At 67.7% G+C, this 21,955-nt stretch carries 17 protein-coding genes and 1 tRNA gene; 3 read left to right on the top strand and 15 right to left on the bottom strand.

Annotation, left to right across the window (positions count from 1 at the left end):
- Positions 1-147: 147 nt before the first annotated feature.
- From selB to HMPREF1868_RS03110, 6 genes are all read right to left on the bottom strand, one after another.
- Complete coding sequence (selB, locus tag HMPREF1868_RS03135; protein ID WP_062530264.1) at positions 148-2,064, bottom strand: selenocysteine-specific translation elongation factor; 1,917 nt, start codon at positions 2,062-2,064, stop codon at positions 148-150.
- Complete coding sequence (gene selA / locus HMPREF1868_RS03130) at positions 2,061-3,464, bottom strand: L-seryl-tRNA(Sec) selenium transferase (RefSeq protein ID WP_062530262.1); 1,404 nt, start codon at positions 3,462-3,464, stop codon at positions 2,061-2,063. Before selA ends, selB begins: the two co-directional genes overlap by 4 nt.
- Positions 3,465-3,525: 61 nt before the next feature.
- A tRNA-Sec gene (locus HMPREF1868_RS03125) sits at positions 3,526-3,620 on the bottom strand.
- Between the two features lie 427 nt (positions 3,621-4,047).
- Positions 4,048-5,118 (bottom strand): NADH-ubiquinone oxidoreductase-F iron-sulfur binding region domain-containing protein, encoded by a 1,071-nt coding sequence (locus HMPREF1868_RS03120; RefSeq protein WP_062530260.1) that lies wholly within the window; start codon positions 5,116-5,118, stop codon positions 4,048-4,050.
- An 11-nt stretch (positions 5,119-5,129) separates the two neighbouring features.
- A complete protein-coding gene (locus tag HMPREF1868_RS03115; protein ID WP_062530258.1) occupies positions 5,130-7,256 on the bottom strand; it encodes an FAD-dependent oxidoreductase in 2,127 nt (708 codons plus the stop codon).
- A gap of 110 nt (positions 7,257-7,366) precedes the next feature.
- Positions 7,367-8,890: an FAD-dependent oxidoreductase gene (locus tag HMPREF1868_RS03110; RefSeq protein WP_062530256.1), complete on the bottom strand. Its 1,524-nt coding sequence runs from the start codon at positions 8,888-8,890 to the stop codon at positions 7,367-7,369.
- Between the two features lie 311 nt (positions 8,891-9,201).
- Here HMPREF1868_RS03110 and HMPREF1868_RS03105 point away from each other — a divergent pair, with 311 nt between their 5' ends.
- A complete protein-coding gene (locus tag HMPREF1868_RS03105; RefSeq protein ID WP_062530254.1) occupies positions 9,202-9,624 on the top strand; it encodes a hypothetical protein in 423 nt (140 codons plus the stop codon).
- A gap of 162 nt (positions 9,625-9,786) precedes the next feature.
- Here the strand turns inward: HMPREF1868_RS03105 and buk are convergent, their stop codons facing one another.
- From buk to HMPREF1868_RS03080, 5 genes are all read right to left on the bottom strand, one after another.
- Entirely contained in the window at positions 9,787-10,902 is a 1,116-nt protein-coding gene (gene buk, locus HMPREF1868_RS03100; RefSeq protein WP_062530252.1) for a butyrate kinase, read from the bottom strand.
- 2 nt (positions 10,903-10,904) lie between these two features.
- Positions 10,905-11,918 carry a phosphate acyltransferase gene (locus HMPREF1868_RS03095; RefSeq protein WP_062530251.1) on the bottom strand — a complete coding sequence of 338 codons (1,014 nt, stop codon included), beginning with the start codon at positions 11,916-11,918 and terminating at the stop codon, positions 10,905-10,907.
- 78 nt (positions 11,919-11,996) lie between these two features.
- Positions 11,997-12,236 carry an acyl carrier protein gene (locus HMPREF1868_RS03090; RefSeq protein ID WP_062530249.1) on the bottom strand — a complete coding sequence of 80 codons (240 nt, stop codon included), beginning with the start codon at positions 12,234-12,236 and terminating at the stop codon, positions 11,997-11,999.
- Between the two features lie 66 nt (positions 12,237-12,302).
- Positions 12,303-12,770, bottom strand: coding sequence for a Zn-ribbon domain-containing OB-fold protein (locus tag HMPREF1868_RS03085; protein WP_062530247.1), 468 nt, complete (start codon positions 12,768-12,770; stop codon positions 12,303-12,305).
- A 36-nt stretch (positions 12,771-12,806) separates the two neighbouring features.
- Positions 12,807-14,099, bottom strand: a complete 1,293-nt coding sequence (locus HMPREF1868_RS03080) for a thiolase family protein (protein WP_062530246.1) — start codon at positions 14,097-14,099, stop codon at positions 12,807-12,809.
- A 181-nt stretch (positions 14,100-14,280) separates the two neighbouring features.
- Here HMPREF1868_RS03080 and HMPREF1868_RS03075 point away from each other — a divergent pair, with 181 nt between their 5' ends.
- Positions 14,281-15,885, top strand: coding sequence for a PucR family transcriptional regulator (locus tag HMPREF1868_RS03075; protein ID WP_062530244.1), 1,605 nt, complete (start codon positions 14,281-14,283; stop codon positions 15,883-15,885).
- 307 nt (positions 15,886-16,192) lie between these two features.
- Here the strand turns inward: HMPREF1868_RS03075 and HMPREF1868_RS03070 are convergent, their stop codons facing one another.
- The 3 genes from HMPREF1868_RS03070 to HMPREF1868_RS03060 form a co-directional block, all read right to left on the bottom strand.
- Positions 16,193-17,167, bottom strand: coding sequence for a flavodoxin family protein (locus HMPREF1868_RS03070; RefSeq protein ID WP_062530242.1), 975 nt, complete (start codon positions 17,165-17,167; stop codon positions 16,193-16,195).
- 195 nt (positions 17,168-17,362) lie between these two features.
- Positions 17,363-19,501, bottom strand: coding sequence for an oxidoreductase (locus HMPREF1868_RS03065; RefSeq protein ID WP_082719495.1), 2,139 nt, complete (start codon positions 19,499-19,501; stop codon positions 17,363-17,365).
- Between the two features lie 45 nt (positions 19,502-19,546).
- On the bottom strand, positions 19,547-20,110 hold the full coding sequence (locus HMPREF1868_RS03060) for a DUF1097 family protein (RefSeq protein WP_062530240.1): 564 nt from the start codon (positions 20,108-20,110) through the stop codon (positions 19,547-19,549).
- Positions 20,111-20,243: 133 nt separating this feature from the next.
- On the opposite strand from HMPREF1868_RS03060, the gene HMPREF1868_RS03055 reads away from it, so the two are divergent.
- Positions 20,244-21,170, top strand: a complete 927-nt coding sequence (locus HMPREF1868_RS03055) for a LysR family transcriptional regulator (RefSeq protein WP_062530238.1) — start codon at positions 20,244-20,246, stop codon at positions 21,168-21,170.
- Between the two features lie 143 nt (positions 21,171-21,313).
- Here the strand turns inward: HMPREF1868_RS03055 and HMPREF1868_RS03050 are convergent, their stop codons facing one another.
- On the bottom strand, positions 21,314-21,835 hold the full coding sequence (locus HMPREF1868_RS03050) for a hypothetical protein (protein WP_062530235.1): 522 nt from the start codon (positions 21,833-21,835) through the stop codon (positions 21,314-21,316).
- Positions 21,836-21,955: the final 120 nt, after the last annotated feature.

Raw genomic sequence — 21,955 nt, 5'->3', positions numbered from 1 at the left:
AATCGTGACGGGGGCGGCGGGGCGGCGCCTCTCGCCTGCCCCATCGGAAGGGTCGATGCCCATCGGGGCAAGATTCTAGCATCGCCGGGACGCCCCGGCCGCAGCGACGCGCCGCGAGACGTCTGCATCGCCGCGGAAGGGAAGGGGCTAGCCCCGTCCCCCGGCCGGCACGCGCGCCTCGCCCACCAGGCGGGACACCCCCGCGCGGTCGAGAGCCTCGAGCAGCATCTGCGCGTACCTACGCGAGACGCCCAGGCGGTCCCGGAACTGCGCCAGCGTCACAGGGGCGCCAGAGGCGAAGAGCTCACCGAGAGCGGCGCGGGCCTCCTCGTACGCGCTGGCCAGGACCAGCCAGCCGCCGGGCAGCTCGACCAGCGCACCCTCCCCCTCCATGTGGGCGAGAAGGGCCGCGAGCTCCGGCTCGGAGGCGCCGGCCGCCTCGGCGAGCTTGTCGCGCGACGTCGCCCTGAGGCCCCTCTCGCCCAGGACCTCGAGCAGGCGCCCCTGAAGCTCGAGCTGACGGTCGTCCAGATGGGGCTCGAAGCCGGGGAGCCACGCGCGGCCCTCCCCCAGCTCGAGGACGCCCTCGCCCGCGAGCCAGTGGAGCCAGGCGTCCGCGACGGAGGAACAGGAGGCGAGGACGCGCTCGCGCAGCTCCCCCAGCCCCATGCCGCGCTCCAGGGGATGGCCGTCCTGGTGCTCCCCCAGCAGTTCCCTGACCTCGTCGGCGAGCACACGGGCGCGGGAGGCAGAGGCGAGCCCGCCCCCCACGCGGACGCAGGCGCCGGAATCCACCAGCCGGCCGGCGATCCGCCCCGCCTCCCGGAGCGAGAGGTTCTGCGCCACGGCGAGCTGGCCCTCCCCCGGGAGCGCGAGCCCCGCGTCGTCGACGCGCTGGGCCAGGGCCTCCTCGGGTGTGCCGGCGAGGCGGGCGAGGCGCACGAGGACCTCGGGACGGTGGCGCTTGTGCCGAGGCGAGCCGAGCTCGAGGATGCGCCCGCCGCCCACCGTCACCATGGGAGAGAAGAAACGCACGACGAAGCGGTCGTTCGCCCTGGCCGCGAGCGTCCCCTGGAGGCTCAGCTGCGCGAAGCCACGCTCGCCGGGGAGGAGCTCGTCGGCGTCGAGGAGGCGCAGCCTCCCCACCAGCTCCTGCGTGCCGCAGAAGAGGTGGAGCGAGGAGGAGTTCCTGAGCGAGAAGCGCGCGTCGCCCGTGACCTCGAGCTCCACCGTGACGCGGTCCGCCAGCTCGACCGTGCCCGGAAGCGCCAGGACGTCGCCGCGCCCGACCTCGGAGCGCTCGACGCCCGCCAGGTTGGCCGCGACCCGCATGCCGGCCACGGCCTCGCCCACCGCCGCGCCGTTGCTCTGGAGGCCCCGCACGCGCACCCGCGCATGGCCGGGATACAGCTCGAGCTCCTCTCCCACGCGGATGCGCCCGTCCACCAGGCTCCCCGTGACCACGGTGCCGAACCCCGCCTTCGTGAAGGACCGGTCTATGGGGAGCCTGCAGGCACGGTCCGGGTCGCGGCGAATCGAACCGCGGGACCCCGGACCCTCCGCGAGCCTTGAGATGACGTCCCTCAGCTCGTCCAGGCCCTCCCCCGTGACGGCCGAGCAGCGCACGCAGGGAGCCCTCTCCAGGAAGCTCCCCCTCACGCGCTCGCGGAGGTCGGCCTCGACGGCGTCCGCCCAACCCGCGTCCACGGCGTCGCACTTGCTGAGCACGAGGACGCCCCGCCTCACGCCCAGGAGCTGCAGGATCTGGAGGTGCTCCTGGGTCTGGGGCATGAAGCCCTCGTCCGCGGCGACCACCATGAGCACCAGGTCCATGCCCGTGGCCCCGGCGATCATGTTGCGCACCAGGCGCTCGTGGCCGGGGACGTCGACGACGCTCGCCACCTGCCCGTCGGGCAGCTCGAGGCGCGCGAAGCCGAGGTCCACGGTGATGCCCCGTTCGCGCTCCTCCTTGAGCCGGTCGGTGTCGATCCCCGTGAGGGCGCGCGTCAGCCAGGTCTTGCCGTGGTCGACGTGGCCGGCCGTGCCTATGACCAGCTCGCTCATCGGGCGCCTCCGCCCGCGATGCACCCGAGGGCGCGCACCACCTCGTCCTCGTCGCCCTCCTGGAGGGTACGCACGGAGAGCACGACGTGGTCGTCCCTCAAGAGGCAGACGACGGGGATGGGGGCCGCTCTGAGGAGTCCCTCGAGGCGTGCGGAGGGCGTTCCCGCGAGCTCGAGCTCCACCCCCGCCCCCGGGAGGAGCGTGCCCGGGAGCGAGCCACCCCCGGCCTCGTCCTCGAGCTCCACCACCCTGCAGCCAAATGCGGGCAGCTTTCCCGCGACCCTTGCCGCCAGCGCCTCGGCCCTGGCGAGGAGCTCCTCTCGCCCGAGGGACAGCATGCGCAGCGTGGGGACGTGACCCAGCGCGTCGGTCTGGCTGCGGCTGAGCCTGAGCGTGGCCTCGAGGGCAGCGAGCGAGAGCTTGTCTATGCGCAGGGCGCGGGCCAGGGGGTTTTGCCTGAGCCGGGCCACGAGCTCGGCCCTGCCCACGACGATGCCCGCCTGGGCCGAGCCGACCAGCTTGTCTCCCGAGAAGCAGACGAGGTCCGCACCGTCCCTTATGGCCGCGCGGGGGGAGGGCACCCCGGGCAGCCCCAGGGCCTCGCCGGGCATCAGGAGGCCCGCACCCAGGTCGAAGAGGAGGGGGATCCCCGCCTGGCGGGCGATCGCGGAGAGCCCGGGCAGGCCCACCTCCTCGGTGAAGCCGCCCATGTAGAAGTTGCTCCGGTGCACCTTGAGGATGGCGCCGGCCCCCTCGGCCACGGCGTGCTCGTAGTCGGCCGGGTGCGTCTTGTTGGTGGTCCCGACCTCCACGAGGCGCGCACCGCCGCGCGCGAGGATGTCCGGCACGCGGAAGGAGCCGCCTATCTCCACCAGCTCCCCGCGCGAGATGGCGACGTCCCTCCCGCGGCAGATCGTGTCGAGCATGAGGAGGGCTGCCGCCGCGTTGTTGTTCACGACGAGGGCGTCCTCCGCGCCGCAGAGCTCGCGGAGCAGCCCCTCGACGCAGGAGCCGCGCCCTCCCCGCGCGCCATCCCCGAGCTCGTACTCGAGGTTGGAGTAGCCCTGCGCCACCTCGGCGACGTGGGCCGCGACCTCGGGGCCCAGGGGAGCGCGCCCCAGGTTGGTGTGGAGGACGACGCCCGTGGCGTTGATGGTGCGCCTCAGCTGGTGGGGCCCGCGGGCGAGGTAGTCCTCCGCAATGCCCGAGGCAAGCTCCTCCACGCCGGGAACCCGGTCGAGCTCGCCCGAGAGCAGCCCCTCGCGCACGCATGCGAGCGAGCCGCGGACGAAGTCGGTGAGCTGGCCCTGGGGTACCCGCCTCCCAAGCGCCGCCAGGGCGGGGCTTGCCAGGATGGCGTCCACGCGCGGGATGTCGCGCAGCAGGCTCTTGTTGGCCATGGAGGCCTCCCGTCATCTGTTCGTGGGGCGCCGGCCGCCATGGTCCGGCGCCCCTGGTTCTTGGCGGGAGCAGGTGGGAATCGAACCCACCCGAGCAGTTTCCTGCCCGAACTGGTTTTGAAGACCAGAGGGCGCACCAGTCGCCCATCTGCTCCCCTCTGGCCCGAGATGGGCCGAGTCGGCGGCACGGCCGGCGAAAGGGGCTCCCGCCGCAGCGGAAGGCCGCCTCCAGAACCTTAGCGCAGAAGCGGGGTGCCGGTCGCGCCGCGGAGTGCGCATTTCGCACGGCAGGGCACGCATTCTATTACGGCGGGGCGCGCATTCTAAATCTGAAATGCGCGTCTCGCCGCAAAATCGCAGGTCAACGGAGGAAGGTGCGCATTTCAGATTTGAAATGCGCACCTTGTGGCAAAATCCCAGCTCAGCAGAGAATGGCGCGCAAACCATTTCCAGAGTGCGCGGCAGGCGTCCGGAATGTGCAGCCGGAAGCCGGATCGTGCGGCGCCGGGCGGCCGGGAGAGAGCAGAACGGCCGACCCCGAGGGGCCGGCCGTCGCGAAGCGATCCTGCCGTGGCAAAGGACCCTAGTGGACCTTGCAGGGAATGGGCTTGGGAGGCGTCTTGGGCTTCTTCGCCCCGGCCATGACGATAGCGCCCTCGGGGCAGGCCTCGAGGCAGGCGCCGCACTTGGTGCAGGCCCGCTGGTCGATGACGTGCACGAACCGCGCCTTGCCCATGATGGCGTCCTCCTCGCAGGCGGGGAGGCACTTGCCGCAGCCCGTGCAGCGCGAGACCAGCACATGGTAGGTCATGTAGGCGCGGCACTCGCCCGCAGGGCACTGGTGCTTCGCGTAGTGCTGCTCGATCTCGTCTCCGAAGAGGTCGAGCGCCTGGCTCACGGTGCGGGCCAGGGTCTGGCCGAGCTCGCAGAGGGCGTGCTCCCCCATGACCGGGCAGAGGTCGCGCAGGAGGGCGACGTCGGACGCGCTGGCCTTGTTGGAGCAGACCTTGTTCATGATCACGTCGATCTGATAGCCGCCCTCGTGTCCCAGGACGCAGCGGCCGCAGCCCTCGTGCACGAACTCGCCGACCACCTCGCGCAGGGCGTTCGCCATGCAGCTCGCGGAGGTGTAGACGCGCACGAGGTCGAAGGTCGCGAGGTCCTGCGGGTCGTCCAGCGCGGACGCCGGAACGAAGCGGCTGGCGGGATACCCCAGGTAGACGGCCTTGACGTCCGCGTCCGACACGGAGGAGGCGGCGAGGATGTCGCGCACGCTCGCGTCACGGGGGAGCTCGACCGGGGCGTCCGAGCCCTCCACCCAGACGTGGCGCGTCTCTCCCTCCCCCTCGAGCCACTCGAGGCCAGAGGAGAGGAGCTTGCCCGGCCTCAGCGTGGCGGCCGTGGGGAAGGGCTTCTCGCCCGCGAGGAGGTTCCGCGTGGCGGTGACGTTGGAGTAGAGGAAGCCGATGGAGGCGTCCGCCAGGACGACCTTGACGCCTGGGAGCCTCTCCGCGAGCTCGGACGCCGTGCTCGGCAGAATCAGGGTGACGTCCTCCTCCCCTGCCTTGGCAATGGCCTCGTCCACGCGCTTCGAGAGAAGGTCGAGGGCCGTGGGTGCCTGCTTGTATGCAGGCATGAAGTTGACTGTGGTCATGTGCGTCCCTCCTAGTATTCGTTCCAGAGGCGTGGGGTGGCAAGCTGCAGGCGCAGGTCGCACTGGAGGCAGCGGCTCGCCTCGAACTTGGCCTCGTCCTCGCTGAAGGGGCACTCGAAGGGCTCGAAGCTGCCACGGCGCTGGTCGGCGGGCGCGAACTCGGGCTGGGTCTGCGTCGAGTAGAAGCCCTCGTCGGCCCTGCCGATGCGCGCGGGCGCCACCTCGGGCTCGAGGAGGACCTCGGAGATGTCTCCGTCGCCGCCCAGGAAGCGGTCGATGGAGCTCGCGGCGTCGCGGCCCTGGGCGATGGCGCCGATCACGGACTTGGTGCCCGTGACGTCGTCGCCCGCGGCGAAGACGCCCTCCTCGGAGGTCTCCATGCCCTTTCCGGCGACCACGTAGGGGCCGTGCGTGAGCTCGAGGCCCATGCCGGGGGTGTCCTCGGGCTTCTGGCCCACGGCGAAGATCACGTAGTCGGCGGGAAGGGTGAGCTCGGAGCCCTCGACCAGCTCGGTCACGGCCCTGTGGTTCTCGTCGAAGTAGAAGCGCTTGATCTTCTGGATGGTCATGCCGCCCACGAGGTCGGGCCTCTCGGCGGACTCGTCGATGGAGTTGAAGGCGTAGGCGTCGTGCAGGACCACGCCCTCCTCCGCGGCCTCCTCGCGCTCCTCGGGGGTGGAGGTCATGACGTCCTCCGCCTCGAGGCAGCAGACGTCGACGCTCGCGGCGCCCAGGCGCACGGCGGTGCGCGCGCAGTCGTAGGCGACGTTGCCGCCGCCCAGCACCACCACGCGGCCTCCCGCGACGGGCAGGGGCTCGCCCTCGCGCGCCGCCTTGAGGAAGGCGGTGTTCACGTAGACGTTCCCGAGGTCGTGGCCCCTCATGGGCAGCACGGTGCCCTGGTGCGTGCCCACGGTCACGAGGACGGCGTCGTGGCTCTCCCTGAGCGCCTTGACGTCCTGCACGCGCTCGCCCAGGTGCAGCTCGATCCTGGGGGCGTCGTCCATGCCCTGCGCCACCTCGAGGATGGTCTGGACCTCCTTGTCCACGACCTCGTCGGGCAGGCGGTAGGCGGGGATGCCGTAGCGAAGCTGGCCTCCAGCCTTCTGGTTGGCCTCGAAGACGTCGACCAGATGGCCCTTCTCGGCGAGGTAGAGCGCCGCGGTGAGGCCTGCGGGGCCCGCGCCGACGACGGCGACGCGCCTGCCCGTGAGCTCCTCGTGGCGGCAGTGCTCCCTCCACTCGCCCGTGTCGCGCACAGCGGCGGCGCGCTTCAGGCGGCAGATGGAGAGGGGCTCGTGCAGCTTGTTGCGCTTGCACTCGCCCTGGCAGTTGTGGGTGCAGATGCTGCCCAGGGTCTCGGGGAAGGGGACCTTCTCGCGGACGACGGCCGTCGCCTTCTCCCACTCCCCCGCCTTCGCGTAGCGCAGGTAGCGCGGGATGTCGATGTGGGCGGGGCAGCCCGAGCGGCAGGGCACTATGTTGTCCTCGCGCGAGCGGTCGGACCTCATCATGCCCAGCGTGTCGAGGATCGAGCCCGTGGGGCAGACCTCGACGCAGGCCCCGCAGAAGCGGCAGCCCGCCTCCTCGAGCGAGACCGAGCCGTCGGTGCCTATGCGGATGCCGTCCTCGGTGCGCTGGTAGTCGAGGACCCCCACGCCGCGGAGCTCGCGGCAGGCTCTCACGCAGCGCCCGCAGCAGACGCAGCGGGTGAACATGTGGGTGATCAGCGGGTTCGAGTCGTCGGTCGCCACCGGGCGAGACTTGCAGTTCCAGCGCGACGGCGAGACGCCCATGTACTGGTACATGGACTGCAGCTCGCAGATGCCGAACTTGGGGCAGCCGGTGCAGTCGGCGGGGTGCGTGGCGAGGATGAGCTCCATGGCCATGCGGCGGGCCTTGTCGGCCTTGGCGCCGTCGACGTTCACGACCATGCCCTCGCGGACGGTGGTGCGGCAGGCGTGGACGGGCTCGGCCTTGCCCTCAACCTCCACCATGCAGAGGCCGCAGGTGCCTGCGGGCCGCAGGTCGGGATGCTTGCAGAGATGCGGGACGAAGATGCCGGCTCCCAGTGCGGCATCGAGGACCGACTGGCCCTTCTGGGCCTCGACCTCCTGCCCGTTTATGGTCAGCTTCAAGGTGTTCCTCTCCAAATCCGTCGTGCCTCGGACGCCCCCGCGCCCTTGGCAAACGTCGCCCCCGCACGGGCGGGGGCGACGCTCAGGTCACGATCGGTCGCGCGCTGGCGCTAGTCCCACTCGTCGTCACCGGAGAAGTCCGCGGACTTCTCGGCGGCGTTCTCGCCGGCGATGCGACCGGAGTTCAGACAGAAGCCCATGGTGTTGCCGGGGATGGCGAAGTTGTAGGAGTCGCCGTAGATGGTGCAGGCGTCCGTGCCCACGCAGTAGAGGCCATCGATGACCTCGTGCTCGTCGGTCATGACCTCCATGCGGTCGTTGACCAGGACGCCGCCCAGGGTGCCGTAGGCGCCCATGTACTGGCGGCAGGCGTAGAAGGGACCGCTCTCGAGGGGCAGCATGAACTCGCGCTCCTTCTCGAAGAGGGTGTCGAAGCCCTCGGCGCACATCTCGTTGTACTGCGCGACGTTCTTCGCGAGGCCCTCGGGGTCGATGCCGATCTTCTCGGCCAGCTCCTCGAGCGTGTCCGCCTGGGCGATCACGTGGTTGCCGGCACCGTCGAAGTAGGTGTCGAGGTCGCGCTGCCACTGCTCCTCGAAGCCCTCGTAGAGGTCGTGCGGGTGCACGTGCGAGACGATGTCAGGACCGTCCTTCTTCCAGTGCTTGAGCATCTTGGAGTCGAAGATCGCGAAGCCGACCTTGCCGGGAAGGTGGTTGATGGCGTTGCCCACGAAGGTGGTGTTGTAGATGTCGTCCTCAGGCATGAAGCGCTCGCCGGTGCGGTCGCACCAGTAGCAGGGCTGGCGGAAGGCGCCCTCCACGTAGAAGTGGTTCATGTTGTCGGGGAGCTGGTACATCATCTCCATGGTGACGGGCGTGTGGCCCGCGCCCACGGCGTGGCACATGTTGAAGCCGTCGCCGTCCATCCCGGGGACCGCGAAGGAGTAGAGGTTCTTGCCCCACTCGAGGCCGATCTTCTCCTCGATCATCTTGGCGTTGGCGCCGAAGCCGCCGGTGGCCACGATGACGGCGGGGCAGGAGATCTCGACCTCCTCGCCGTTCTTGTCGACGGCCTTGACGCCGCAGACGGCACCCTCGTCGTTGACGAGGAGCTCCTTGCCGGGGGTCTCGAAGAGGAACTCGACGCCGAGGTCCTGGGCGCGCTCGGTCATGCGCTTGGTCATCGTGGTGGCGGCGCGGGGACCGGGCTCGGAGCCGTCCTCGGGCTGCACGACGTGCCAGGTGTACTCGCCGTCGGCGTAGGCGCGGGTGCGCTCGCGGGCGCGGAAGGCGGGGCGCACGGAGTTGAACACGACGCCCATGTCCTGGAGCCACTTGATGGTGTCGCCGCTCTTGAAGTAGTAGGCGCGGACCAGGCGAGGGTCGACCTGGTAGTGGGTGTAGAACATGTGGCGACGGAAGAGCTCGCCGGGCGTGACCTCGATCATGGACGCCTTCTGGACGGGCGAGCCGGCCGCGCAAGGACCCATGCCCATGTTGGCGGCGCCACCGGTATTGGACGCCTTCTCGAGGGTGATGACCCTTGCCCCGCCCTCTGCCGCGGCCACCGATGCCGCGAGTCCTGAGAGACCTGCCGCCACTACGACGACGTCGCACTCGAGCTGCTGTGCCATGTGACTCCTCCTCATTGCCGGATCCTTGCATCACAACTGAAGCCGTGACTAATCTCCCATGCGGGGAGCCCGTTGCATATGTACGCGCGCACAAGGTCTTGTCCCGTGCGGCCCTCCCTCTCGTTCGTAGGGGCAAAAGCGCGGGACCTGCCGACGAACGTCAGACGTCGCCGCCCTGGCACGGACTGTCCCGCCGCACAAGGTCCGCCGGATGGCGGGCGGCTCTCTTGGGGCCATGACCATTGGACCGCGTCTTCCAGGCGCATAGGATACGCAGGGCATTCACGTCATGAGTCGAAGTGGAGAGAATCATGTGCCAATGGAACAGGAGCGTCATCCTGCAGGACCTCGTCCTCGCGCTCGTCATCAACACCAGCGCCACCCTGCTCGCGGGGGCGCCACTCGCATGGGGGACATGGTATCCCTACACCGCGGTGGCCTTCCTCACCAACGTGGTCGCGCAGCTCGTAATACCCACCGGCTCCATCGCGCTGGCGCTCACCAGGGGGCTCGAGGGCAAGCCCGCGCGCCTCTGGTGCCAGGTGTTCGTCGAGAACCTCATCTTCGTGACCATCATCTCGCTCACCGAGGCGTTCACCCAGGTGGGGGTAGGTGGCATGCTGGCCGCCTGGTGGCAGACCTACCTGTGGCTGGTGCTCATAGGGTACGTGACCTCGGTCGCCCTGGTCGCCCTCTTCTCCCAGGTCCGCCAAGGCGGGCGCGTAGCCGCCTGACCGGGCTTCCGCGCTCCCCGGCTCCTCAGCGGATGCCGCGGGGAAGCCAGGGAGCGCAGGGTCCAGCCAGCCCACGACCGAGGGGTCCGTCGGCGATACCGGCGGACCCCTCGACTCATTTGACTAACCCTCTGGCGCCGCTCGCCCAAGCGAGCGCCGTGGCTACTCGAAGCAGGCGAAGCCCTGGAAGGTGGGGATGCCCGTATAGGTCTTGGCCTCCTCCTCGCCGTCCAGCACGCGGATGGCGCCGGCGGCCATGGCCTCGAGCTCGAACTCGCCGGGGTAGGCGCTCACGGGGGCAATCCAGCCACAGCCCTCCTCGACCGACCTCACCAGGTCCGCGTTGTGGACCATGCCGCCGCCCAGGAGGATGCCGTCGACCTTGCCGCCCAGCGCTCCCGCCATGCTCGCGATGCTCTTGTCGAGCTGGTAGAGGAGAGCCTCCCACGCCCGCCTGGCCGCCTCGTCGCCGGCAGCCACGCGCCGCGTGACCTCGATGGCGTCAGAGGTGCCCAGGAGGTCGACGAAGCCGCCGGTCTTCATGCAGAGCGCGCGGGCCTCGCGGACGTCGTGCCCCGCCTCGAGGTAGTTCAGGACCTCGGCGACGGGAACGCCTCCGCAGCGGGTGGGGGCCATCATCCCCTCCCCGCCCACGATGTCGAAGCCGTCGATCATGCGGCCCCCACGGTGGGCCGAGACCGATATGCCGCCGCCGATGTGGCACACGACGAAGTTGCAGTCCTCGTAGCGCCGCCCCATCGAGCGCGCGTGGCGGATGGCCGTCTCCTTGAGGTTGAGGGCGTGCAGGTGCACGTGCCGGTAGACGCCCCTGATCCCGGTCATGCGTGCCTCGTCGCAGAGCTCGTCGGTGTCGGGCGGGTTCACCGCGAAGGCCGGCTTGCCGCTCGCGTCCGCCAGCCGACGGGCGATCTGCGGCCCCAGCTGGGCCGGGTGCTGCACGCCGTTCGCGCCGCGCGTCGCATGGTCGAGCAGGACGTCGTCGATCCGGTAGGTGCCGCCCGGCAGGGGCAGGAGGCCACCGCCACGGCCCACGAAGGCGTCGACGGTCGCGAGGTCGACGCCGCCCTCGGCGAGGGCCGCCTCAATCGTCTCGAGGCGATAGGGCAGCTGCTCCGAGATTCCCGCGAACTCGGCGAGCTTCGAGGCCTCGTGGGCCACGGTCTTGGTGAGCACCTCCGTCTCTCCGTCGAAGACGCCCACCTTCGTCGAGGTGGAGCCGGGATTGATGACGAGGATGCGATAGTCCCTCTCTGCCATGCCTACGCCTCCTTGGCCTTGAGCGCCTGCGCGCGGACGCAGCTCATCACGACGTTGCCCACGATCTCTGACACGGGGGCGGAGCGGCTGCAGTCGCAGACGATCTTCCTGAAGCCCTGGAGCATGGGGCCGTAGGCGTCCGCATGGCCGAAGTTCTGGACGAGCTTCACGCCCACGTTGCCCACGTTGAGGTCGGGCCAGATGATGACGTTGGCCCTGCCGGCGACGTCGCTCTCGCGCTTCACCTTGTGGGCGGCGACGGCCGGGTTGATGGCGGAGTCGAGCTGGAACTCGCCGTCGATCTTGAGGTCGGGGCGCCGCTCCCGTGCGATGTCGCGTGCACGTTGGACCTTCTGGACCATCTCGCCGGAGCCGGAGCCGCAGGTGGAGAAGGACAGGAGCGCGCAGCGCGCCTCGCGGCCAGTCAGCGCCGTCCAGGTCTCGCAGGCAGAGATGGCGATGGAGGCCTCCTGCTCGGGCGTGGGGTTCTGGCAGACGGCAGAGTCGCCGAAGCCCAGGAGCTGGCCGTCGGGACCCTCGTAGCCCGGGATGTCGAAGATGCCCATGGAGGAGATGACGTCCACGCCCTCGGCGAGGCCGACGATGGTCTGCCCGCCGAGGATCACGTCCCCCGTGGGGCAGTCGATGCCGCCGAAGGTCACGTCCACGTCGTCCAGCGCCTGCATCATGAGCGCGCGCTCCATGGGTCGCACGACGCGGCGGCGGACGCCCTTGGGCTTCCACCGGTTGCTCGGCAGCGCCTCGAAGCGCTGGGCGAGGGCCTCGTTGGCCTCCTCGTCGGCGAGGTCCACGAGCGTGACGCCCTCGAGCGTGACGCCCTGCTCCCGCGCGTTGGCGAGGACCTTGGCGGCGTCGCCCACCACGGTGCAGTCGGCCACGCCCGAGCGCTGGCACTCGGCCACCGCCCTGATCATGGTGGGGTTCTCTCCCTCGAAGAACGCGACGCGCTGGACGTCCTTCCTTGCGCGCTCGCGCATGTCTTCCATGAGGTCCATGTCGTCTCCCTTCAAAGGGGGGAGGCACTCCGCAGAATGCCTCCCCCGATCACGGTCAGGTAAAGCGAGGCGGGAGCGCTACTCCTCGACCTCCTCGGCGACGCGGTCGACGAGCTCGCCGAAGGTCGCCATGTTCATGATCTCTGACACGGTCACCTCGGCGTCGAGCTCATTCTCGATCATGGAGGTGAGGGCGATCATCTTCATGGACTCCTTGCCCAGCTCGTCGAAGCTGGTCTGGGGGGTGATGTCGCCGTCGAAGCCGTAGGCGGTCTTCGCGAAGCCCGCGAGCTGCTGGAAGAGTTCCTCGTTTGCCATGCCAGTTACCTCTCTCTTCTTATCTTGGGCGAGAAGTCCCCGCCCTCCGTTGGCGCGCGCAGTCGCCTAGGCTTCGACCTCGTCGAGCTCGAAGCAGGGCTGCCACCACTCGACGAGCTCGTCGGAGCTCTGCTTGAGCGGCACCTCGCGCCTGATAGGCTTGAAGTGGACGCCGATCTTCTCCTGGTCCTTGTACAGGCGCTCCTGCAGGCCCTTCACGACCTTCTTCTTGCCACAGAAGACGACGAAGCTGTACTCGGCGCCCTCGTCGAGGCGAACCTTGCCGTAGCCGTAGGGCGCGATCGCCTTGAGGTAGGGCTTGTCGTTCTGGATGCCGGGCACCACGAAGGACTCGAGGGTGCCGTGGCCGCTGAGCTCGACCCATTCCGTCTGGTGGTAGCCGCAGGCGTTGCAGCCCAGGTGCGGCGGGAACTCGATGGCCCCGCACTCGGCGCACCTGCGGCCCAGCAGCTTGCCCTCGGCGACTCCGTCGTAGAACCTCTGGACGATGGGCTCCATGTCCTCTAGAAGCATCTCTGTACTCCCCTCTCTGGTGTTGGCGGAAGCCCGCTAGTCGACGGTGCGCAGGATCTGGCAGCGGATGTTCTGGCCGCCGCCGAAGCCGCGCAGGAAGGTGGTCTGGGGGACCTTGGCCATCTGGGTGGCGCCGGCCTCGCCGCGCATCTGCCTCACGGCCTCGTAGATGTCCGCGATGCCGGAGGCACCGTGGGCATGGCCGAAGTTGCAGCGGCCGCCGTGGGGGTTGATGGGCTTGTCCCCGTCGAAGGCGAAGCGGCCGTCGACGGCGTAGCGCCAGGCCTCGCCACGGGGGACGTAGCCGACCTCCTCGGCCGAGACGATGTCGCCACAGAGGAAGAAGTCGTTGACCATGAGCAGGTCGATCTCGTCGGGGGTCACGCCGGTGTACTCATAGACCTGGCGCGTGCCCTCCTTGGTGCCGTTGTACTCGTTGTCGGGCGTGGAGCCCTCGAAGGCGGCGGCACCCGTGCCCAGGACCTCGACGACCTTGTGGTCGAGGCCGCGCGCCACGGCAAGCTCGGTGGGCATGACCACGACCGCGGCGGCGCCGTCGCACTTGGTCTCGAAGCCCGTCACGCGCAGGTACTGGGTGACCTTGGGGTTACCGAAGCTCTTGAGGAACTCGTCCGCGCCCGAGAGCCCCGCCTTCCTGGCGACGTCGTCGAAGTCCTCGTCGTAGAAGCCCAGGGGGTTCTCCTTGGCGCCGCGGCGCAGGGACTTGGCGAGGCCGTTGAGGGCATCGTCGACCTGCTCGTCCGTGAGGTCGAACTCCCAGCGGTAGCGGTTGATCCAGTTGTCGAACGAGATGCCGAAGGCCGAGTCGAAGGGACGCCCGTAGGCGCGGTCGTAGACCTTGGGGATGGAGGGCAGCATCTCGGAGAGCGGGAAGTCGCGACGGAAGCAGCCCGGGGCGTCCACCACGGGCAGCGACGCGGCCAGGTCGACCGCGCCCGAGAGCACGACGTCGTAGCTGCCCGAGGCAACGGCCTGCACGGCCTCCTGCAGTGCCACGTAGCCGGTGCAGCAGGCCTCCGAGTGGTGCACCGAGCCGATGCCACGCACGCCGAACCAGTCGGCCACCTGCATGTTGGGTGTGAGCGAGTCGCCGATCATGAAGGGGTTCGCCGCGCCATGGTAGAAGTACTGGATGTCACGGGGCTCGAGACCCGCGTCCCGGATGGCCTCGAGGGCGGCGTAGCCGAAGGCGTCGCCCTCGCTCATGCCCTTGGTCTGGGGGTGGTCCTCGAAGTTGGTGAAGGGGGTGCAGCCCACTCCCACGATGGAGACGCTCCGTGCCTGCCCGCCTAGCTTCACGTTGTTCATGAACCGGACCTCGCCTTCCTCGCATGTCGCGCGCCGTCCGGCGCCACGACCTCACCGCCCATTGCAGCATCGAGTTTTGCATGCGGAGGAAATCAAGTCATTGTGTATCCTCACATAAAGCAGAGCGATAACTGACGTCCCAGTCGGCCCGTGGAACGGGATGGCACGGCCAGGAGGCTGCATGAGACTTGACGAGCTGGTCACACGACTCCCCCAGGGATCCGTCGCCCGGGAACACTACGCCGATCCGTGGCACGAGGTGTACACCATCAGCTTCCTGACCTTCGGCAAGGTCGCCCTGAGACCGGACGTCCTCTACTTTGGCGACCCGACCCAGCTCCCCGCCGTCCCGGACGACGGCTTCGCCAACCTCGTCGTGTTCGGGGAGGACGTGCCGGAGTCCTTTGGGCGGGCGAACAACATGAACGTGGTCGCGCTCTCCTCCACTGCCGACCCCTACGCCTGCTTCAACGCGATCCAGGCGTTCTTCCTGGAGGACCAGGAGCTCACGAACGCCGTGCGGAGGCTCCTGACCGCCCACTTCTCGAACAAGGGCCTCCAATACCTGGTTGAGGAGGCGTCTCTCGCCCTGGGCAACCCCATCTTCGTGGTGGACACCTCCTACCGCTACGTCGCCTGGCATCTGGGGGAGCTGGACGACTCCACCGCGTTCGGGCGGGTCATGCGCCAGGACATGGACGACCGCTCCGTGCACAAGGACGGCGTGGCGTACATCGTCCGCGAGCGGGTGGACGAGCGGCTCAGCAGCCAGGGCGGCCCCCTCGTCGCGCACAACGACCACCTCGAGGCCGACACCATGACCGACGCGGTGACGGTGCACGGCGTCGTCTTCGCCCACGTCTTCATGGTCGCGCACAACCACCCCTTCTCCGAGCTCGACCGCGAGGTCTTTGGGCGGCTGACGCACTTCGTCTCGCAGGAGCTGCAGAAGAGCCCGGTCTACGAGAGCAACAGGGGACAGGTGTGGTCGTACTTCCTCGTCGAGCTCCTCGACGACCGGCAGCCCAGCCCGGCGGTCGTGGAGAGGAGGCAGGAGGTCATCGACTACCACCCCTGGGACACCCTGTACATGGTCGTGCTGCGCCCCAAGGCCGACGCGCTCACGCCCAAGGCTGCCTCGCACGTGCGCGACCAGCTCATGCCCATCCTCGTCCACTGCCTCCACGCCCTCTACCACGGGTCGTTCGTCGTGGCGCTCAACCGGCACGACGGCGAGGAGGTGGGCGACTACGCGGAGGGCGTCCTTCGCAAGGTTGCGGAGGCCAACGGCCTCTTCGTGGGCATCAGCAACCCCTTCGGCAGCCTCGTGGACATACGCAGCTACTACCAGCAGGCGGCCGACGCCATCACCTACGGGACCATCGTGTCGCACGCGATCGACGACCATGGGATCTTCCGCTACCAGGACTACGCCTACGTCCAGATGCTCGCGGAGCTGGGCCGCGAGCACGACCTCCTGCACTTCTGCCATCCCGCGCTGCGCGCGCTCCTCGACTACGACAATGCGCACGGCACGGAGCTCGTGGACACGCTCTTCGAGTACCTGCAGAACGCCAGCAACACCACGAGGGCAGCCAGCATGCTGAGCCTGCACAAGAACACCCTGCTCTATAGGCTTGGCCGCATCCGCGAGATCGTCGGCTTCGACCTGAGCTCCGGAGAGGACCTCTACCAGCTCGCCTTCTCCTATCGCATCCTGCTGTACCTCGGCCTCTACACCCCGCGCATCCGCATCGCGCGCGACGACCTGCGCCGACCGAGGTAGGGCAAAGGAAGGGCACGGGCGAGGCGGACGACGGCCTCCTCCCGTAGGGAGCGCGGGCGCGCGAGGCATCCCCGCGCGCGCCCGCGCCACATGCTGATTGATGGGAGCTGCAAGCTCGCTCCGCCGCACGACCCCGCGCGTGCTCGCAGTCCGCACGCCGGATCTTGTCCCCGTGGACAGAAAGGGGCCAACCCGCCCCGAAAAGTGTCCAAAGGAGCAAGAACGAGGGAGAAGAACGCGAGAGCGACCGCAGGGCAAGAGCGCAAGAGAAAAAGCGAGAGGTGACCAGACCTCCCGCTCGCATCGCCTAGCGGCTGACCTCGACCGTGGGGAACTCCATCGACTTGTACTCGTCGTACAGGGGCTTGATCTCGCCCTGGCGCTGCATGAAGCCGATGCGGGTCTGGACGATCTCGTTGAGGTGCTCGGCGCGGGAGGCATCAATGAAGCGGTCGCGGATGTGCCCGTTCTCGGGGTCGATCTCGAGCATGAGCTTGCCCGTCTCGGGGTTGGTGCCCAGGGTGCCGCCGCATCCGCACACGGCGCACTCGTACGGGAACTCGACGCCGTCCCAGTGCGCGTCGCCGGGATACACGAGGGAGCTGTGGCAGTTGGGGCACACACCGTCGTTGGGGTCGCCCAGCCAGCTGCGCTCCTCGACCGGGGTGTTCATTGCCTCCCAGATGTGCTCACCCATCTGCTTGGCCCGCTCGACCTGCTCGGGGGTGGTCAGGACGTTGCCGGGACGGCCGACGCGCTGGATCATGAGGCGGTCGACCGGCGTGATGGACATGGTGAACATGGACGCCTGGAGCACCTCGAGGGCCAGGGGCTGCCAGTCGTGCATGGAGCCACCGACGGAGATGAGCCCGGCGACGGTGTGCGGGTCGTCCTTGACCACGCCGATCTCCTTGAGGAACGAGAGCTCGTAGGCGAGGAAGCGCTGGGCAAAGCGCAGGTAGACCGAGCTGGGGGCGAGGTCGTAGGTGGGGACCGCGAAGATCACACCGTTGCAGGTGTGAAGCTCGGTCACGAGCTGGTCGACGTCGTCCTTGTCCTTGAGTACGCAGCCGTGGTACTCCTTCTGCTTGCCCATGGCGATGTTGCCCATCTGCATGGTGCAGCCCTCACAGCCGCTGCAGGGCAGGATGTCGTAGTCGAAGAGGTTGATCATCTCGACCTCGGCGCCCTTCTCCTGCAGGACCTTGAGGGCGGCCTTGACCGCGATCTCGCCGTTGCCGTTCTTGCGACCAGCGCAAACGCCCATAACCTTGTATGCCATGACGGCTCCTCTCCCCTGCGGCCCCCTGCCGCAGCCTGTGCCCGCGGCAGCAACCGAGGGTCCCAAAAACCTGCTTCTAGGAGCAAGGATAGGTGGCGGGGAGGGTCCGGGCACCATCTGGAACGACAAAGCTCCCCTCCGTTCGGGAGAGGACCTTTGTTCGTGTGCACAATGAGGGACGGGCGATATCGACCCCTACACGATGGCCATGGCCACCTGGTCGCCCTGGTGGACGGCGTCGCGCACGACGCTCGCCTGGCGGGAGTTGCCCACGTTGAATACCGTGGCACCCAGCGCCTCGGACGCAGCCGTCAGCCGGCCCACCAGCTCCTCGTTGGGATCCATGCCAAAGGAGTACATGAGGCTGTCGGCCCTCACGAGGAAGCGCTCCTCGCCAGGCGTGCCCCGGTCATCCGTCGCCTTCGCGCAGACGAGGCCCTCGTCCGTGAACTCCAGAGGCACCGTGGAGAGCAGCTGTCTGATGCCGCGCTTGTCCATCTCGTCGAGAAGGGCGTTGCGATAGTAGCCGAAGGTGCCAGGCGTGATGCGCGGCCTGCGCACCACCATCGTCACCTCATGCCCCGCGGCGGCCAGGTTGAGCGCCGTCTCGCATGCGGTGAGCCCGCCGCCGGCGATGACGATGGAGTGCCCAAGCTCGCCCATGTGGTAGTAGGAGTCGGCGGCATCCATGGCACGCTCGGAGCCCGGCAGCTTGCAGCCGCGATTGTGGGCACCCACGGCAAGGATGACGTACTCGGGAGCGAGCTCGGCAAGGAAGGCCTCGTCCACCGTCGTACCCAAGCGCACGTCCACGCCCTCGGCCTCGAGCTCGCGCTCGAGCACCTCGATGAAGTCGAACCACTCGCGCTTGTCATGGTCGTGCTCCGAGAAGAGCAGCACGCCACCCAGGCGCGACCCGCCCTCGCACAGCGTCACCACATGACCACGGCGCGCGGCGGTGATGGCTGCCTGCATGCCGCCCACTCCACCGCCCACCACCAGCACGCGACGCGAGGCCTCTGGCTTGGGAAGACGGTCCGGGTAGTAGCCGAAGCCGCTGTTGGGGTTGATGGAGCAATCCCCCATGACGGCCGGGCTGTAGACCTTCATGAACTCCTCGGGAGGCAGCTGGTACCACAGGGGGATGTCCGTGGGGTGCTCGCAGAAGCCCGGGTAGCAGTGGAAGCAGCGCACGCAGCGGTGCACCATGTCTTCGTGTCCGTCCAGGGTCTTGTCGATGAACTCCGGATCCGCAAAGCACTGGCGCGCATACTCCACGAAGTCCGCCTTGCCCGACGCTATGGCCTCCTCGGCCTGCGCGACCGAGTTGAAGCCGCCCACCACCGAGACGAGCGTGCGCCTGAGATGCCCCTTGATGGCCGCCGCACGCTCGAGGTTCACCCCGTGCACGTCGAAGATGTCCGAGAAGGTGTCGCTGCCGTTGCCCAGCTTCTTGATGCCGTTCGAGACGTGGAAGATGTCGACGAGACCGTCTATCTGCTCGGCAAATCCGCAGCTGTCCTCGAGCGTCATGCCGCCCTCGTCGCCGTCCTCGGCGCTCATGCGCAGCTCGAGCACCTTGTCCTCGCCCATGCCGGCACGAAGCGCGCGCAGGACCATCTTGGGAAAGCGCGAGCGGTTCTCTATGGGGCCACCGAACTCGTCCGTGCGATGGTTGGTGGCCGGACTCACGAACTGCTGCAGCAGGAAGCCATGCCCACCGTGCAGGAGCACGCCATCGAAGCCGCAGGCGGTGGAGAAGCGACCCACGCGCTCGAAATCCGCACAGACCTTCTCCATCACCTGCCTGCTCATGCCGAAGACGTGGCGCCCGTCCTCGCGCACCATGTCGTCAGGCCCCACGGGCTCGGCCGCGTCGTCCGCCTCCAAACCCTCGTGGGAGACCTCGAAGTACGCCAGGGCCCCGCCGGCGTGGATGCGCTCGGCATACTCCTTGGCGGCCTCGAAGTCGCTGCCGTAGAAGTGCGTCACGTCGATGGCGCGGTCCATGAAGGCGCCGCGGCTCTCCTCGAAGTTGAGCGGAAGCTCTCCCGTTGAGACGCAGCCGAAGCCGCCCCTGGCGCGGTCCTCGCACATGCGGTAGATGTTCTCGGCTATCTCGGGAATGAAGTAGACCGCGTGGAAGAACATGGTGGGCGCGGCTATCAGACGATTGCGGTACACGTTGCCCCGCACCTCGATGGGGTCGAACACGTGTGGGTACCTCGCAGCGCCGGGACGACCCTGCACCTGGGCGCGCGCCTCCTCGAGGCTGCGCACCACCTTGCTTGTGCGCGCCGCCCTCTGGGCGTGTCCCCTCTCCTGCTCCGGCATGGCGCTCCCCTCTCCTCTCCTTGGATTGACCTGGTCAAAAGACGCTTACTTCCCATCCGCGCCTAGGGGCATGAATGCCTTGGACGCGCGCTCCTTGCCAAAGATGGCCCCACATACCAGCATGCCGCACATCACGAGGCAGACGGCGAGCAGGATGCCAAAGGCCCAGAAGCAGAAGAGGTGGACGTATCCGATGGACTGCTGCATGAACAGCGTGAAGAACGAGGTGGACATCCCCATGAAGATGCAGGGCACGTTCGAGAAGACCCTTCCCTCGAAGAGGTTCTCGTGCACGAGAAGGATGCAGAAGATGACGATGATGGTGGGAACGATGCTGGAAAGAATGAGGTTGTCGGCACCAAACCACATGGTAAAGAGCCCCGTGACCAGGCTGTTCACCACACACCATAGCTCGCCGATCGCGTAGCACAGAAGCATCTCGGGAATCTTCTTGAAGTCCACCCCAAAGGCGAAGAACATCAGCAGGGGCAGGAAGCACATCCAGGTGTACTGCCCATATCCCATGACGCCCATGAGCTGCATGAGCAGGGTGAGCACGATTGCCCCAACGATTTCTGACACGAGCTTGATTTTGGTACGTTCTGACATCTTGTCTCCCATCCAAAGAACCACCGTCATGAATTAACTTTTTCTTATCGTAGATGAAGGTAGATGGACAAATTAAGCTATAGATGTGCATATATAATAAGAGATGCTTATCATAAGGAGGGAGTGCGGGAGCATGCAGAGCAGACAGCTGGAGTACTTCGTCGCCGTCGCGGAGGAGCTCTCCTTCACCCGCGCCGCAAGGCGCCTCTTCGTCTCCCAGTCGGCACTCTCCCAGCAGCTCAGGACACTCGAGCGCGAGCTGGGCTGCAGGCTCCTTGAACGGGACAACCACCACGTGACGCTCACACCAGCGGGCCGGTCGTTTCTCGAAGATTCTCAGGCCATACTCGCAAGGACCAGGCAGGCCGTGGAGCGGGCGCGCCGCAGCGAGGAGGGCATCTCCGGCTCCCTTGCCATCGGCTACATCAAGGGATACGAACGCACGAACTTAGCCGACATGCTCTATTCCTTCCACGAGAGCCATCCCAAGGTGCAGCTGAGCTTCCTGCGCAAGAACGTGGCAGAACTTTATGATGCCCTGCGCAGGGAGGACATAGATGTCGCCATCAACCTCTTCTATAGCTCCGAGCACATGGAGGACATCCAGTGGCAGGGCCTGCGCAGCTGGCCCCTCAAGGCGGTGGTGCCCCTCTCCCATCCCCTCGCGCACCGCGCCATGATCGAGCTTTCGGAGCTCAGGGGCTATCCGCTCGTCGACATCGACAAGGGCAAGGGCGGCTACGGGGAGAGGGACACGATATCCCAGACGCTCAGGGAGGCCGGGCTGGACCCTCAGGTTTCCCTTTCCTCCGAGGACGTGGAGACCTCGGTGCTCTGCGTGGCGGCGGGCTTGGGATTTGCGCTTCTGCCCGGCTACCTCACTGACACCCTGCCGGCAGAGGGAAAGGTGGTGGCGCTGCCGCTTGCGGGGATGGAGCGCAAAATGCCCGTCGTCGCAGCGTGGCTCCCCTCGCACAAGAACGAGCTGCTCGACGTGTTCCTGGACACCTTCCTGGACGTGGACGAGCAGGGACCCTCCCTGCCGGAGGGCAGGGCCTAGGGAGGCCGCGCGATAATCTGCCTGCAACGACAAGGGAATCTGCAGATCGCTTACGACACGCCCCGCAACGCAAGGGGGCGACCACCCAGGATGGCCGCCCCCCAAACAATCAAACCTCACGAGTCTGCCTCCGAGGCAGCCCCTTACTCCTGGGAACCCTCGCCGCTCGGGATGACGTCCTCGTCACCCACGAGCTTGTGCGCGAGCTTCTCGATCGGCTTCATGAGGAGCAGGGAGATGACGAAGCAGAGGACCCACACGGGGATGTAGTTGACGAGGATGCCCATGATGACCCCGATGAAGGATGCCTTGACGGGAGGCAGGACCTCGGTGTTGAGGAGGGTCATGCAAATGACCAGGATGGTGGTGTACCAGGTGTTGACATGGATGCCCATCCACGTGCCGAACTCCTTGGAGCCCGGGGCGCCATGCTTGGCGGCAAGCTTGAACGCACGCTTGGGCGGCTGGATGGCGAGTCCGATGACGCACGCGATGAGATAGGCGACGAGGGCGTTGATGCCGTAGATGCCCCAGTTCCACTGGGGGACCTGCCCCTGCAGGATGGCGATACCCTGGCACATCACCGACACGGCGAGCGCCATGGGGACGTTGTTGATCAGGGTGTCCGCGAGCAGGAAGAACTTGGACTGCTTCATCTCTGGCATGGCTGACCTTCCTTTTGTCTTGGGATCAAAGTTGCTGGTAAGACGGCGTCCCATAGCGTATCAGGGGGTGGCACGTGGAGGATTGGTGTAGACATACAAGAATCCCGAGCACTTTTTCGA

It is taken from the genome of Olsenella sp. DNF00959, assembly GCF_001553055.1.
Taxonomy (GTDB): domain Bacteria; phylum Actinomycetota; class Coriobacteriia; order Coriobacteriales; family Atopobiaceae; genus Olsenella_I; species Olsenella_I phocaeensis.
Note: the sequence above shows the minus strand (reverse complement) of the source record. Positions and strands in the feature narration are given on the sequence as shown.

Bases quoted from the DNA above. Each gene is read 5' to 3' on its own strand.
- HMPREF1868_RS03090 (WP_062530249.1), bottom strand. From the start codon at position 12,236: ATGGCAAACGAGGAACTCTTCCAGCAGCTCGCGGGCTTCGCGAAGACC.
- HMPREF1868_RS03080 (WP_062530246.1), bottom strand. From the start codon at position 14,099: ATGAACAACGTGAAGCTAGGCGGGCAGGCACGGAGCGTCTCCATCGTG.
- HMPREF1868_RS03095 (WP_062530251.1), bottom strand. From the start codon at position 11,918: ATGGACCTCATGGAAGACATGCGCGAGCGCGCAAGGAAGGACGTCCAG.
- HMPREF1868_RS03055 (WP_062530238.1), top strand. From the start codon at position 20,244: ATGCAGAGCAGACAGCTGGAGTACTTCGTCGCCGTCGCGGAGGAGCTC.
- HMPREF1868_RS03110 (WP_062530256.1), bottom strand. From the start codon at position 8,890: ATGGCACAGCAGCTCGAGTGCGACGTCGTCGTAGTGGCGGCAGGTCTC.
- HMPREF1868_RS03105 (WP_062530254.1), top strand. From the start codon at position 9,202: ATGTGCCAATGGAACAGGAGCGTCATCCTGCAGGACCTCGTCCTCGCG.
- HMPREF1868_RS03075 (WP_062530244.1), top strand. From the start codon at position 14,281: ATGAGACTTGACGAGCTGGTCACACGACTCCCCCAGGGATCCGTCGCC.
- buk (WP_062530252.1), bottom strand. From the start codon at position 10,902: ATGGCAGAGAGGGACTATCGCATCCTCGTCATCAATCCCGGCTCCACC.
- HMPREF1868_RS03050 (WP_062530235.1), bottom strand. From the start codon at position 21,835: ATGCCAGAGATGAAGCAGTCCAAGTTCTTCCTGCTCGCGGACACCCTG.
- HMPREF1868_RS03065 (WP_082719495.1), bottom strand. From the start codon at position 19,501: ATGCCGGAGCAGGAGAGGGGACACGCCCAGAGGGCGGCGCGCACAAGC.
- selA (WP_062530262.1), bottom strand. From the start codon at position 3,464: ATGGCCAACAAGAGCCTGCTGCGCGACATCCCGCGCGTGGACGCCATC.
- HMPREF1868_RS03120 (WP_062530260.1), bottom strand. From the start codon at position 5,118: ATGACCACAGTCAACTTCATGCCTGCATACAAGCAGGCACCCACGGCC.
- HMPREF1868_RS03070 (WP_062530242.1), bottom strand. From the start codon at position 17,167: ATGGCATACAAGGTTATGGGCGTTTGCGCTGGTCGCAAGAACGGCAAC.
- selB (WP_062530264.1), bottom strand. From the start codon at position 2,064: ATGAGCGAGCTGGTCATAGGCACGGCCGGCCACGTCGACCACGGCAAG.
- HMPREF1868_RS03060 (WP_062530240.1), bottom strand. From the start codon at position 20,110: ATGTCAGAACGTACCAAAATCAAGCTCGTGTCAGAAATCGTTGGGGCA.
- HMPREF1868_RS03085 (WP_062530247.1), bottom strand. From the start codon at position 12,770: ATGCTTCTAGAGGACATGGAGCCCATCGTCCAGAGGTTCTACGACGGA.